The 13,710-nt window shown below is 67.5% G+C and carries 12 protein-coding genes; 11 read left to right on the top strand and 1 reads right to left on the bottom strand.

Features of this window, described 5'->3' with window-relative positions; all coding sequences use genetic code 11:
* Window positions 1-25 precede the first annotated feature (25 nt).
* The 7 genes from DM194_RS00715 (at window position 26) to rpmB (ending at window position 8,415) form a co-directional block, all read left to right on the top strand.
* Window positions 26-1,876 carry an extracellular solute-binding protein gene (locus DM194_RS00715; protein WP_111065489.1) on the top strand — a complete coding sequence of 617 codons (1,851 nt, stop codon included), beginning with the start codon at window positions 26-28 and terminating at the stop codon, window positions 1,874-1,876.
* A gap of 90 nt (window positions 1,877-1,966) precedes the next feature.
* The gene (locus DM194_RS00710) at window positions 1,967-3,076 is read left to right on the top strand and encodes a microcin C ABC transporter permease YejB (RefSeq protein WP_111065488.1); all 1,110 of its coding nucleotides are present in this window, start codon (window positions 1,967-1,969) and stop codon (window positions 3,074-3,076) included.
* Entirely contained in the window at window positions 3,076-4,161 is a 1,086-nt protein-coding gene (locus DM194_RS00705) for an ABC transporter permease (RefSeq protein WP_111065487.1), read from the top strand. Before DM194_RS00710 ends, DM194_RS00705 begins: the two co-directional genes overlap by 1 nt.
* Before the next feature lie 76 nt (window positions 4,162-4,237).
* A complete protein-coding gene (locus DM194_RS00700) occupies window positions 4,238-5,878 on the top strand; it encodes an ABC transporter ATP-binding protein (protein WP_111065486.1) in 1,641 nt (546 codons plus the stop codon).
* Between the two features lie 72 nt (window positions 5,879-5,950).
* Window positions 5,951-6,949, top strand: coding sequence for a methylmalonyl Co-A mutase-associated GTPase MeaB (gene meaB, locus DM194_RS00695; RefSeq protein ID WP_111065485.1), 999 nt, complete (start codon window positions 5,951-5,953; stop codon window positions 6,947-6,949).
* Between the two features lie 213 nt (window positions 6,950-7,162).
* A complete protein-coding gene (locus tag DM194_RS00690; RefSeq protein WP_111065484.1) occupies window positions 7,163-7,882 on the top strand; it encodes a hypothetical protein in 720 nt (239 codons plus the stop codon).
* A gap of 233 nt (window positions 7,883-8,115) precedes the next feature.
* Window positions 8,116-8,415 carry a 50S ribosomal protein L28 gene (rpmB, locus tag DM194_RS00685; protein WP_012973047.1) on the top strand — a complete coding sequence of 100 codons (300 nt, stop codon included), beginning with the start codon at window positions 8,116-8,118 and terminating at the stop codon, window positions 8,413-8,415.
* Window positions 8,416-8,587: 172 nt separating this feature from the next.
* Here the strand turns inward: rpmB and DM194_RS00680 are convergent, their stop codons facing one another.
* Complete coding sequence (locus DM194_RS00680; protein WP_111065483.1) at window positions 8,588-9,166, bottom strand: regulatory protein RecX; 579 nt, start codon at window positions 9,164-9,166, stop codon at window positions 8,588-8,590.
* A gap of 166 nt (window positions 9,167-9,332) precedes the next feature.
* On the opposite strand from DM194_RS00680, the gene DM194_RS00675 reads away from it, so the two are divergent.
* From DM194_RS00675 to DM194_RS00660, 4 genes are all read left to right on the top strand, one after another.
* Window positions 9,333-10,136 carry an ABC transporter permease gene (locus tag DM194_RS00675; protein ID WP_111065482.1) on the top strand — a complete coding sequence of 268 codons (804 nt, stop codon included), beginning with the start codon at window positions 9,333-9,335 and terminating at the stop codon, window positions 10,134-10,136.
* Between the two features lie 139 nt (window positions 10,137-10,275).
* A complete protein-coding gene (locus DM194_RS00670) occupies window positions 10,276-11,433 on the top strand; it encodes an aspartate aminotransferase family protein (RefSeq protein ID WP_211110611.1) in 1,158 nt (385 codons plus the stop codon).
* Window positions 11,430-12,371, top strand: coding sequence for an ornithine carbamoyltransferase (gene argF / locus DM194_RS00665; protein WP_111065481.1), 942 nt, complete (start codon window positions 11,430-11,432; stop codon window positions 12,369-12,371). Before DM194_RS00670 ends, argF begins: the two co-directional genes overlap by 4 nt.
* A gap of 190 nt (window positions 12,372-12,561) precedes the next feature.
* On the top strand, window positions 12,562-13,497 hold the full coding sequence (locus tag DM194_RS00660; RefSeq protein ID WP_111065480.1) for an Hsp33 family molecular chaperone: 936 nt from the start codon (window positions 12,562-12,564) through the stop codon (window positions 13,495-13,497).
* Window positions 13,498-13,710: the final 213 nt, after the last annotated feature.

Raw genomic sequence — 13,710 nt, 5'->3', positions numbered from 1 at the left:
AAATGATCGAGAGAGGTAAGCTGGCATGACCTGTCGGATGCGGTGGTTGAAACCCGGCGTGACGGCTCCGATGGCGGCGCTTATGCTGCTGGCGTCGCCGCTCGCGGCGCAGACCCAGGGCAGCCACGCCCTGGCCCTGCACGGCGAGCCGAAATACGGACCGGACTTCCAGCATCTCGACTACGTCAATCCCGACGCGCCGAAGGGCGGCGAGGTCAAGCTGATGGCCTTCGGCGGCTTCGACAACCTCAACCCCTTCATCCTGCGCGGCCAGGCCGCCGCCGGTTCCGCGCTGCCGTTCGAGACGCTGACGACCAGCAACGGCGACGAGGCGATCACCGAATACGGCCTGCTCGCCGAAACCATCCAGGTCGCCGACGACCGCAGCTGGGTCTCCTTCACCCTGCGGCCGGAAGCCCGCTTCCACGACGGCAAGCCCGTCACCGTCGAGGACGTGATCTGGAGCTTCGACACGCTGCGGGAAAAGGGCCATCCGCTCTACCGCACCTACTACGCCGACGTGACGAAGGCGGAGAAGACCGGCGACCGCACGGTCAAATTCTCGTTCCGTAATGGCAACAATCCCGAGCTTCCGATCATCATGGGCCAGTTGCCGGTGCTGCCCAAGCATGTCTTCGCCAACCGCGACTTCGCCTCCACCACGCTGGAGCCGCTGATCGGCAGCGGGCCCTACAAGGTGGTCGACGTGCAGCCCGGCCGCTCCATCACCTATGAGCGGGTGAAGGACTGGTGGGCGAAGGATCTGCCGATCAACCGCGGCCGCTACAACTTCGACCGCATCCGCTACGACTATTACCGCGACCTCGACGTGGCCTTCGAGGCGTTCAAGGCCGGCGCCTATGATTTCCGGCTGGAGAATTCGTCGAAGAACTGGACCACCGGCTACAATGTTCCGGCGGTGCAGAACGGCCAGATCGTCAAGGAGGAGCTGAAGCACGAGGATCCGCAGGGCATGCAGGCCTTCGTCTTCAACATCCGCCGGCCGATCTTCGAGGACCGCCGGGTGCGCGAGGCGCTGAATTACCTGTTCGACTATGAATGGACGCGCGCCAACCTGTCCTACGGCCTCTACAAGCGCACCAACAGCTATTTCGCCAACACCGAACTGGCCTCGACCGGCCTGCCCTCGCCGGAGGAGTTGAAGCTGCTGGAGCCTCTGCGCGGCCAGATCCCCGACGAGGTGTTCACCACGCCCTATGAGGCGCCGAAGACCGACGCCAGCGGCAACATCCGCTCCAACCTGCGCAAGGCGCTCGGCCTTTTGAAGGAGGCCGGCTGGGAGCTGAAGAACGGCAAGCTGGTCAACGCCCAGGGCCAGCCCTTCCGCTTCGAGATCCTGCTGGTGCAGGCCGACATGGAGCGCATCGTCCAGCCTTTCGTCCGCAACCTGGAGCGCGCCGGCATCGAGGCGCAGATCCGCGTGGTCGACAGCGCGCAGTACCAGAACCGCACCGATAATTTCGATTACGATATGATCATCGAGCGGTTCCCGCAGTCGTTGTCGCCCGGCAACGAGCAGCGCGATTTCTGGGAATCCTCCCGCGCCGACCTGCCGGGCAGCCGCAACTCGATCGGCATCAAGAACCCGGCGGTCGACACGCTGGTGGAGGCCGTGATCACCGCCCCCGACCGCGAGGCGCAGATCGCCGCCACCCGTGCGCTGGACCGCGTGCTGCTGTGGAACTGGTACGTCATCCCGCACTGGCACGACACGGTGTACCGCGTCGCCTATTGGAACCGATTCTCCCATCCGGCGGTTGCCCCGAAATACGGTCTCGGCTTCACCGACTCCTGGTGGATCGATGCGGAGAAGAACGCCAAGCTCGCCGACAGCGCGCGCCGCACGACACCATGATCCGGGGAGCCGACGTATTGTCGGACACGCGCACCGGTCTGGTTTAAGCTGTCTTATCCTTGAGGATTGGGGAGGGTCGGGACACCCGCGATGCTGGCCTACATCATCCGCCGCCTGTTGCTGATCATCCCCACCCTGTTCGGGATCATGGTGATCAATTTCCTGATCGTGCAGATCGCCCCCGGCGGGCCGATCGAGCAGATGATCGCCCGCGTCCAGGGCACGGCCGTGGAGGCGACGTCGCGCATCGGCGGCTCCGCCGGCGGCGACGCCAACACCGCCCAGTTCCAGAGCCAGACCGCCGGCGACAGCGGCGGCAAGTATCGCGGAGCCCAGGGCCTGGATCCCGCCTTCATCCAGCAGCTGGAGAAGGAATTCGGCTTCGACAAGCCGATCCACGAACGCTTCATCCACATGATGTCGAACTACGTCGTGTTCGATTTCGGAACCAGCTACTTCCGGGACCGCAGCGTGGTCGATCTGGTTCTGGAGAAGATGCCGGTGTCGATCTCGCTCGGCATCTGGACGACGCTGATCGTCTATCTGGTCTCCATCCCGCTGGGCATCGCCAAGGCGGTGCGCGACGGCCAGCCCTTCGACGTCTGGACATCCGGCGTCGTCATCGTCGGCTACGCCATCCCCAGCTTCCTGTTCGCGGTTCTGCTGATCGTGGTGTTCGCCGGCGGCCGCTATTTCGACTGGTTCCCCCTGCGCGGGCTGGTCTCGGACAATTGGGCGGACCTGCCCTGGTACCGTCAGATAACCGATTACCTCTGGCACATGGTGCTGCCGGTCCTGTCGATGGTGATCGGCGGCTTCGCCGGCCTGACCATGCTGACCAAGAACTCCTTCATGGAGGAGATCGGCAAGCAGTACGTCACCACCGCGCGGGCCAAGGGCCTGACGGAGAACCGCGTGCTGTACGGCCATGTCTTCCGCAACGCCATGCTGATCGTCATCGCCGGCTTCCCCGGCGCCTTCATCGGCATCCTGTTCACCGGCGCCCTGCTGATCGAGGTGATCTTCTCGCTCGACGGGCTGGGCCTGCTGGGCTTCGAGGCGGCGATCAACCGCGACTACCCCGTGATGTTCGGCACGCTGTACTTCTTCACGCTGCTGGGGCTGATCATGAATCTGGTCGGCGACATCACCTATGTCATGGTCGATCCCCGCATCGACTTCGAATCGCGGAGGGTGTGATGACTCCGCTGACCCGGCGCCGGCTGGCGAATTTCAAGGCGAACCGCCGCGGTTACTGGTCCTTCTGGATCTTCCTGGTGCTGTTCGTCCTCTCGCTGGGGGCGGAGTTCATCGCCAACGACAAGCCGTTGCTGGTCCGCTACGACAATCACTATTACTGGCCGGTCTTCCAGAACTATCCCGAGACCACCTTCGGCGGCGAGTTCGATACGGCGACCGATTACCGCGACCCCTATGTCCGCGAGCTGATCGACTCCAAGGGCTGGATGATCTGGCCGCTGATCCCCTACAGCTACCGCACCATCAACTACAATCTGCCGGTCCCCGCTCCGGCCCCGCCCTCCGCCGAGAACTGGCTGGGCACCGACGACCAGGGGCGCGACGTGACGGCGCGGCTGATCTACGGCTTCCGCATCTCGGTGCTGTTCGGTCTGGTGCTGACCGCCTTCTCCTCGGTCATCGGCGTGGCGGCCGGCGCGGTGCAGGGGTATTTCGGCGGCCTGACCGACCTGCTGTTCCAGCGCTTCATCGAGATATGGCAGGGGTTGCCGACCCTGTTCCTGCTGATCATCCTGGCCAGCGTGGTGACGCCGACCTTCTGGTGGCTCCTGGGCCTGCTGCTGCTGTTCTCCTGGACCGCGCTCGTCCATGTGGTGCGGGCGGAGTTCCTGCGGGCGCGCAACCTGGATTACGTGCGCGCCGCCCGTGCGCTGGGCGCCAGCGACGTCACCATCATGGTGCGGCATGTGCTGCCCAACGCCATGGTGGCGACGCTGACCTTCATGCCCTTCATCCTCAACGGCTCGATCACCACGCTGACGGCGCTGGACTTCCTCGGCTTCGGCCTGCCCCCCGGCTCGCCCTCGCTGGGCGAACTGCTGGCACAGGGCAAGGCCAACCTGCAGGCGCCCTGGCTGGGCCTGACCGCCTTCTTCGTGCTGGCCATCATGCTGAGCCTGCTGATCTTCATCGGCGAGGCGGTGCGCGACGCCTTCGACCCGCGCAAGACCATCGCCCAGCTGTCCACCGCGATGCCGGGCGAGGCCGGCGCGGCGGCGGCCGCGCGCAAGGAGGCGGCGGAGTGACGATGACGGTTGCCCCCTCCCCGAGCCTCCTCCGCCTCCCGCCAACGAAGAAGGCCCAACAGCCCGAGTGCCCGACATGACCATCATGCCCCCCAACCCCGACCTGCTGTCCGTGCGGGGCCTGCGCGTCGATTTCCGCTCGGGCGGCGGTGCGTCGCAGGCCGTCAAGGGCGTGTCCTTCGACATCCAGAAGGGCGAGACGGTGGCGCTCGTCGGCGAATCGGGCTCCGGCAAATCGGTCACCGCCCTGTCGATCCTGCAGCTGCTGCCCTATCCGATGGCGCATCACCCCGCCGGCTCGATCCGCTTCCGCGACACCGAGCTGCTCGGCGCCGACGAGCGGACCCTGCGGCAGGTGCGCGGCAACCGCATCGCCATGATCTTCCAGGAGCCGATGACCTCGCTGAACCCGCTCCACAGCATCGAGCGGCAGATCAACGAGACGCTGTTCCTGCACAAGCGCCTGTCGGCCAGCGCCGCCCGCGCCCGCACGCTGGAGTTGCTGCGCCTCGTCGGCCTGCCCGAGCCGGAAAAGCGGCTGACCGCCTACCCGCACGAGCTGTCGGGCGGCCAGCGCCAGCGGGTGATGATCGCCATGGCGCTGGCCAACGAGCCCGACCTGCTGATCGCCGACGAACCGACCACGGCGCTGGACGTCACCATCCAGGCGCAGATCCTGGCGCTGCTGAAGGATCTGCAAAGCCGCTTCGGCATGGCGCTGCTGCTGATCACCCATGATCTCGGCGTGGTGCGCAAGATGGCGGACCGCGTCTGCGTGATGAACCAGGGCGAGATCGTCGAGCAGGCCAAGGTCGGCGACCTGTTCGTCCGCCCGCGCCACCCCTACACGCAAAAGCTGCTGTCGGCCGAGCCGCGCGGCAACCCGCTGTCGCCGCCCGCCGACGCGGAGGAGGTGATGGCCGCCGACAAGCTGAAGGTCTATTTTCCGATCAAGAAGGGGCTGCTGCGCCGCACCGTCGGCCATGTGAAGGCGGTGGACGGCGTCGATGTCGAGGTCCGCCGCGGCCACACCGTGGGCGTCGTCGGCGAATCGGGATCGGGCAAGACGACGCTGGGGCTGGCTCTGCTGCGCCTGCACGCCAGCCAGGGCGCGATCCGCTTCGACGGCACCGACATCCAGGGCTGGCAGCCCAAGCGCCTGCGGAGCCTGCGGCGCGAGATGCAGATCGTCTTCCAGGACCCCTATGGCAGCCTGTCGCCCCGCCTGTCGGTCGGCCAGATCATCGGCGAGGGGCTGGGCATCCACGGCATCGGCGACGGCAAGGAACGCGAGGCGATGGTCGCCCGCGCGCTGGAGGAGGTCGGCCTGCCGCCCGAGGCGCGCAACCGCTACCCGCACGAGTTCTCCGGCGGCCAGCGCCAGCGCATCGCCATCGCCCGCGCCCTGGTGCTGAAGCCGAAATTCGTCGTGCTGGACGAACCGACCTCGGCGCTCGACATGTCGGTGCAGGCGCAGATCGTCGATCTGCTGCGCGACATCCAGGCCCGCCACAACCTCGCCTATCTGTTCATCAGCCACGACCTGCGGGTGGTGCGCGCGCTGTCCAGCCATGTGATGGTGATGAAGGACGGCAAGGTGGTCGAGCAGGGTCCGACCCGGCGCATCTTCGAGGAGCCGCGCGAGGAGTACACCCGCGCCCTGCTCGCCGCCGCGCTGAACCTGGAAGCGGTGGAGTCGCCGGCGGTGCGTACCTGATGCCAGAGGCTTTATCCGGGAACGCTCCGCGGTTAGGGTAGCCCTCCCCTCGCACCGACCGATGCCGCAATCATGACTGATCCCCTCCCGCAAGACGCCGCCCGCCTCGCTGAAGCCGTCCGGTCGGGGGACCGGCGGGCGCTGGCGCGGGCGATCACGCTGATCGAATCGACGCGCGCCGACCATCGCGCCACCGCCGATGCGCTGCTGGCGGTCCTGCTGCCCCATACCGGCAACTCGGTGCGGCTCGGCATCTCCGGCGTGCCGGGGGTGGGCAAATCCACCTTCATCGAGGCGTTCGGCCTGCATGTCATCGGGCTGGGGCACAAGGTCGCGGTGCTGGCGGTCGATCCGTCGTCGCAGCGCACCGGCGGCTCGATCCTGGGCGACAAGACCCGCATGGTCGATCTGTCGCGCGAAGCCGACGCCTTCATCCGCCCCTCTCCCGCCGGGGCGACGCTGGGCGGAGTGGCCCGGCGCACGCGCGAGGCGATGCTGATCTGCGAGGCCGCCGGCTTCGACGTGATCGTGGTGGAGACGGTCGGCGTCGGCCAGTCGGAAACCGCGGTCGCCGACATGGTGGATCTGTTCATGCTGCTGCTGCTGCCGGCCGGCGGCGACGAGCTGCAGGGCATCAAGAAGGGCATCGTCGAGCTGGCCGACCTCGTCGTCGTCAACAAGGCCGACGGCGATCTCGCCGCCACCGCACGCCACACCGTCGCCGACTATCGCCACGCGCTGGCCCTGCTGCGCCATGGCGACTGGCGGGTGCCGGTGCTCAGCTGCTCCGCCGTGCAGAAGGTGGGGATCGACACGGTGTGGAACACCATCGGCGAGCACAAGGCCCTGACCGAGGCCAACGGCGCCCGCGCAGCCCGCCGCGCCGAACAGGCGCGGGCCTGGCTGTGGAGCGAGATCCGCGAGACGCTGATCGACCGTTTCCGCGCCCATCCCGCCGTCCGCGCCGATCTGGCGCGACTCGAGGCGGAGGTGATCGCCGGCACCACGATTCCGACGGCGGCGGCCCACACCCTGCTGGGGCGCTTCCTCGACCAACCGGGCGGCGCATAAACCATTCAGCTTATGTTGCACCGCAACAAATTCGTTGCACCGCACTCGTCATAAGGGTATTCTGCGTCGGGCGGGAAAGGGGCGGCGCGCGCCGATTCGGCATTGTCGATTTGGTGTCCGTCGTCTGGGCCGGGGTGCCCGCGGTCTCCTGGGGTTACGCCGGAGCGGCCTTTCCGTTTCCGCCAATGTGCCTTTTCCACGGGAGACAACGCCATGACCGCTCAGCCGACCCCCGCCGCCGTCCTGACCCTGTTCAAGACCAACGCCCAGACCACCGCCGCCAAATCCGCGCGCGTCGCCACCCTGGTCCAGGACGGCTATCGCCGCTGGTTCGACGGCGTGACCGCTTCGGTCAACGACGCCAGCCGTCTGGCAGCCGGGCTGGGCAAGGCCCGCACCCCTGCCGATCTGGCGGCGCTGCAGCGCGACTGGCTGTCCACCACCCAGGCCCGCGTGACCGAGAGCGTGCAGGGCTTCCTGGACGTCTCCACCAGGATCGCCGCCGAGATCACCACCCTGCCGGCTCCGGCCGGCGACGCCGCCCCGGTCGCCGCCCCGGCCCCGAAGGCCGAGGTTCCGGCGCCCGCCCCGGCAGCGGTCGAGACGCCGAAGGTCGAGGCGAAGGTCGAGGCAAAGGTCGAGGCTCCGGCCCCGGCTCCGGTCGCCGAAGCCCCGGAAGCTGCACCGGCACCCGCCCCGGTCGCCCCGGTCGCCGAAGCTGCCGCCGAACCGGTCGAGGTTCCGGTCGAGGAACTGGTCGAGACGCTGAAGGCCGAGAAGGCCGACCCGGTCGCCGCCATTGCCGCCCCGCTCGGCGCCCCCATCGCCGTCCCGGCCGCCGCCCCTGCCGCCACCGAGGCGAAGGCCGCCGCCAAGCCGGCTCCGCGCCGTGCCGGCAAGCCGGCGCCGAAGACCTCCAGCGCCGTGAACTGACACCCGTCAGGACAAGGCATTTAGAGAAGGACCGGATGCGGCGCGTCTCTTCGCCAGATCGAAGAGGCCGCCGCGCTTCGACTCTCCACTTTCGCGCGACGACTCAGGTTTTGATGGGCTCATCGCGGATCCCGGCTTGACGACGGCGCTTTTGTTCGACTATATAGCGGCCTCCTTCGGGCGGCAGGCCGTCCGTTACCGGGTTTCATTTGCAAAAATAAAGGATCAGTCCGATGGCACGTCGGTGCTCCGTGACCGGCAAGGGCACGCAGTTTGGCAACAACGTCAGCCACGCCAACAACAAGAATCGCCGCCGCTTCCAGCCGAACCTCCAGGAAACGTCGCTGCTCAGCGACAGCCTGGGGCAGCTGGTGCGTCTGCGCCTCTCGGTGAACGCGATCCGCTCGATCGAGCACAAGGGCGGTCTCGACGCCTTCCTGCTCGATGCGAAGGACGCCGTGCTGAGCCTGGATGCCCGTCGCATCAAGCGCCGGATTTCCAAGGCCCAGGAGAAGCAGCAGGCCGCGGCCTGATCGCTTCCCGGCTTCTGGGGCGCGTTTGGTGTGCTGAGGCGGGGCGCTTGCCGCTCCGCTGACGAAATTTAGGACGCGTACAGGACGAATCCGACTCCCGGTAAGAGAGCGGCGCGCGACATCCGAAAGGGTGCCGCGCGTTTCGTCGTTTCCGGGGGCAGCGTGAGAGCGCTCACTCCCCCAGCACATCCTCCGGGTTCTCCGCATCCACCACGCGGCGGGCGATCTCATAGCCGAATCCGGCACGCCCCAGCGCCGCCATGTCCTTCCCGCGGTGGGCTTCCCGCTGCTCCGGCCGCCGGTACGGCCCCAGCCGCCGCCGCTTGGCCAGCGCCAGCGCCGCGGTGAGGTCCAGATCCGGCCCGACATCCTCGCGCAGGCTGTCCAGCGCCTTGTCGGCCTCGTCGCGGCCGATGCCCTTGCCGGCCAGCTTCTGCGCGATCAGCCGGGTGGAGGCGCCGCGCCGGTGCAGGCTTTCGGTCCGCATCCGGGCATAGGTCTCGTCGTTCAGCAGGCCGCTGCGGACATAGCGGGCCAGCAGCTCGTCGATCCAGCGGGCGCCCTCCTCGCGGTCGGTGCCGTGGGCCTTGGCCGACAGGTCGACCTTGCGCATCAGCACCCGGCGCAGGTTGGCCGTCGAACTGGCGAAGCGTTCCAGATAATGCAGTGCCGCGTTCTCCAGATACTGGGGCGTTACGCGCTTGGGCGGCTTGCGGGCCGGCGAAGACAGGCGCTTGTCGTCGGTGTTCATGGCAGTCCCTTCGGCGGCGGCGGTTGCCGGACTGGTGGGCCGCAAGTAAAGTCCGTGACTTTCTCGGCAGTCCGTGACCTTCCCGGCGCCCTTTCCTGGCGAAACAGCCCCGGTTCCTCCGGCGATCGCCGCCGGCACCGGGTTCCTAAAGGCAGATCGTGACGCGATGACCCTTCCCCTTCCTCCCATGCCGCGCAACGTCGGTTCCGTCAACTGGATCGGCCTGTGGACGCTCTACGCACGCGAGGTACGGCGCTTCGTCAAGGTGCACCAGCAGACCATCTGGGCTCCGGTGGTGACGACCCTGCTCTATTACGCGGTGTTCGCCCTGTCGCTCGGTTCCGCCGTGCGGATGGTCGGAGAGACGCCCTACCTGCAATTCCTGGCGCCCGGCCTGATCATGATGGCGATGGTGCAGAACGCCTTCGCCAACACCTCCTCCTCCATCGTGATCGCCAAGGTCCAGGGCAACATCGTCGACATCCTGATGCCGCCGCTGTCGCCGATGGAGTTGGTCAGCGGCTTCGTGCTGGGCGGCGTCACCCGCGGCATCGTGGTCGGGCTGGTGACCGGCCTCGCCATCTGGGCGGTGATCCCGATGCAGATGCCGCATCCGGGCTTCGTCCTGTTCCATGCGGTGATGGCGTCGATGCTGCTGTCGCTGCTGGGTCTGGTCGGCGGCGTCTGGTCGGACAAGTTCGACAACATCGCCGCGGTGACCAACTTCGTGGTGACGCCGCTGTCCTTCCTGTCCGGCACCTTCTATTCGGTCGAAACGCTGCCGCCGGTCTTCTGGTGGATCGCCCATTTCGACCCGTTCTTCTACATGATCGACGGTTTCCGCTACGGCTTCATCGGCACGTCCGACAGCGCGCGCTGGCTGGGCGTCGCCGTGATGCTGGGCGTGAATGCCGGCCTGTGGTGGCTCGCCTGGCGCATGTTCAAGACCGGCTACAAGCTTAAGGCGTAAAGCATCCGCGCTTGCCGCGACTTTTCCGCCCTGTCCGTTGACAGACCCCACCGTTCTCCGGATATTTGCCGTTCCCGGCGGTCAGGCATGGCCGCCGGATTTTCCTTTTTTGGAGACCAAAGCCGTGATCCCCGTCGTTATGCCCACATACGCCCGCGCCGACGTCGTGTTCGAGCGCGGTGAAGGTCCGTATCTGTACGCGACCGACGGGCGACGATTTCTCGACTTCGCCGCCGGCGTCGCGGTGAACGCCCTGGGTCACGCGCATCCCTATCTGGTGGAAAAGCTGACCGAGCAGGCGAAGAAGCTGTGGCACACCTCCAACCTGTTCCGGGTCGCCGGGCAGGAGAGCCTCGCCAAGCGCCTGACCGAGGCCACCTTCGCCGACACCGTGTTCTTCACCAACTCCGGTGCTGAAGCGTGGGAATGCGGCGCCAAGGCCGTCCGCAAGTACCATTATGAATCCGGCAACCCGCAGAAGAACCGCATCATCACCTTCGAGCAGGCCTTCCACGGCCGCACGCTGGGCGCCATCTCGGCCGCCAAGCAGGAGAAGCTGGTGCATGGCTTCGACCCGCTGCTGGACGGCTTCGACCAGGTGCCCTTCGGCGACCTCGATGCCGTGCGCGCCGCCATCACGCCCGCGACCGGCGGCATCTGCGTCGAGCCGATCCAGGGCGAGGGCGGCATCCGCGCCGGCTCGGTGGAGTTCCTGCGCGGCCTGCGCGCCCTGTGCGACGAGCATGGCCTGCTGCTGTTCCTGGACGAAATCCAGTGCGGCATGGGCCGCACCGGCAAGCTGTTCGCCCATGAATGGGCCGGCATCACTCCGGACGTCATGTGCGTCGCCAAGGGCATCGGCGGCGGCTTCCCGCTCGGCGCCTGCCTTGCGACGGAGCGCGCGGCCTCGGGCATGACCGCCGGCACCCACGGCTCCACCTATGGCGGCAACCCGCTGGCGACCGCCGTCGGTAACGCCGTGCTGGACGTGGTGCTGGCCCCGGGCTTCCTGGACGACGTGCGGAAGACCTCGGCCTCCCTGCGCGGACGCCTGGAGGAACTGATCGCCAAGCATCCGGGGATGTTCCTGGAGCTGCGCGGCCAGGGCCTGATGCTGGGCCTCAAGCTGGGCCAGCCGGTCGGCGAGGTGGTGGCGAAGCTGCGCGCCAACGGCCTGCTGTCGGTTCCGGCCGGCGACAACGTGGTGCGGCTGCTGCCGCCCCTGACCATCGGCGAAGCCGAAGTGAACGAAGCCGTCGGGATTCTCGACCGGACGGCGCAGGAGTGCGTGGGATGAGCGGCAACAACAGCAACGTTCGGCATTTTCTCGACATCGACCGGCTGGACGGCGCCACGCTGCGCCGCCTGCTCGACCATGCCGTGCGCATCAAGGCCGACCTGAAGAAGGACCGGCTGGCCCATTCCACCCTGCTGGCCGGCCGCTCGCTGGCCCTGATCTTCGAAAAGCCCTCGACCCGCACCCGCGTGTCGTTCGAGGTCGGCATGCAGCAGTTCGGCGGCAACGTCGTGGTGCTGAAGCCCGACGACATGCAGTTGGGCCGCGGCGAAACCATCGGCGACACCGCCCGCGTGCTGTCGCGCTTCGTCGATGCGGTGATGGTCCGCACCACCGGCGAGGAGCGGGTGCATGAGCTGGCCGCCCATGCCAGCGTGCCCATCATCAACGGCCTGACCGACCAGACCCACCCCTGCCAGATCATGGCCGATCTGATGACCTTCGAGGAGCATCGCGGTCCGATCAACGGCCGGACCGTCGCCTGGATCGGCGACTGCAACAACGTCGCGGTCAGCTGGGCGCATGCCGCCGTGCGTTTCGGCTTCGAGCTGCGGCTCGCCTGCCCGACCGTCTACGGCCCGTCGCCGGAACTGCTGGCCTGGGCGGAGCGCGAGGGCACCGGCCGCCTGGTCGTCACCGATTCGCCGGAAGAGGCGGTGCGCGGGGTCGAATGCGTCATCACCGACGCCTGGGCCTCGATGCACAACACCGACGTGGACGAGCGCGCGGCGATCCTCGCCCCCTATCAGGTGAACGAGGCGCTGATGGCGCACGCCCACCCCGATGCGCTGTTCATGCACTGCCTGCCGGCCCACCGGAACGAGGAAGTGACCGACGGCGTGATCGACGGCCGCCATTCGGTGGTCTGGGACGAGGCGGAAAACCGCCTGCACGCCCAGAAGGCCATCCTCGGCTGGTGCATGGGCGTGCTGGACTGACGTTTTGCTGGCGTTAGCCCCCCACCTAACCTCCCCCGCCCAGCGAGGGAGGTTAGGTGGGGCCCAACTCCCCCTCACCACAGGCCACCCCCGTGCATGGGTGCCCTGCCGGCCTTGATTCGGCCCTGCTCCGCTCCGATCTTCGGCCCTACGCCTGCATCGCCGGTCTCTGTCTTAAGGAATCCGCCCTATGGACGATCCTTCCGTCCGCCCGCTCACCGATGATTTCGTCCTGCCGTTCCAGATCGAGGCGTCGCGCCTGCGCGGCCGCGTCGTCAAGATGGGGCCGGCGATCGACGAGATCCTGACCCGCCACGACTATCCGCCCACCGTCGCCCGCTTCCTGGCGGAGACGGCGACGCTCGCCGTGCTGCTCGCCAGCATGCTGAAATACGAGGGCATCTTCACCCTGCAGACCAAGGGTGAGGGGCCGATCCGCCTGATGGTGGCCGACGTCACCTCGGTCGGCGACGTGCGCGCCTATGCCCAGTTCGACCCCGAGGCGGTCGCCAAGGCCGAAACCGATGTGGAGATCGCGCCGGCCGCGGCCCTGCTCGGCAAAGGGTACATCGCCTTCACCGTGGACCAGGGTCAGGACACCGACCGTTACCAGGGCATCGTCGAGCTGTACGGCAAGACGCTGACCGACTGCGTCCAGCATTACTTCCGCCAGTCCGAGCAGATCGACACCGGCCTGACCGTCTCGGTCGACCGCGAGGTGAAGCCGGACGGCACGCCGGGCCAGTGGCGCACCGGCGGCATCATGATCCAGCGCCTGCCGCAGGAGCAGGGTCTGGTGGCGTCCGACAAGGAAGACGACTGGCGCCGCGCCATGGCGCTGATGGCCAGCGTCACCGGCGACGAGCTGCTGTCGACCGACCTCAGCGCGTCCGACCTGCTCTTCCGCCTGTTCCACGAGGACGGCGTGCGGGTCTACGAGGGCCATGCGCTGCGCTTCGGCTGCCGCTGCTCGCGCGAGCGGGTGGAGACCATGCTGCGCAGCCTGCCCCGCGAAGAGGTGCAGGAGTTGAAGATCGACGACGGCCGGGTCGAGGTGACCTGCCAGTTCTGCTCGACCGACTACCACTTCACCGACGCGGATCTCGACCGCGTGTACGGGGCCTGAACCGACATGCGCCGGCGTTGACAGACGCCGGCCCCCACTCACGCGGCCCGCGCAGCGGATGGAAACCTTGCGGGGCTTCGAGAGCGCGCTTTTTGCCTGGCCGCTCCATCCCGTGCCAATGCTCCCTTCAGCGTCCCGTCGCACTCCATAGTCATGGTCAGACGGGGGCGAAATGCATCCAGCCCCCGTATCTCCACCACCGCCTTCAGGCAA

The organism is Azospirillum ramasamyi, from assembly GCF_003233655.1.
Taxonomy (GTDB): Bacteria; Pseudomonadota; Alphaproteobacteria; order Azospirillales; family Azospirillaceae; genus Azospirillum; species Azospirillum ramasamyi.
The sequence above is the reverse complement of the archived record's forward strand: the minus strand, read 5'-3'. Positions and strand labels throughout refer to the sequence as shown.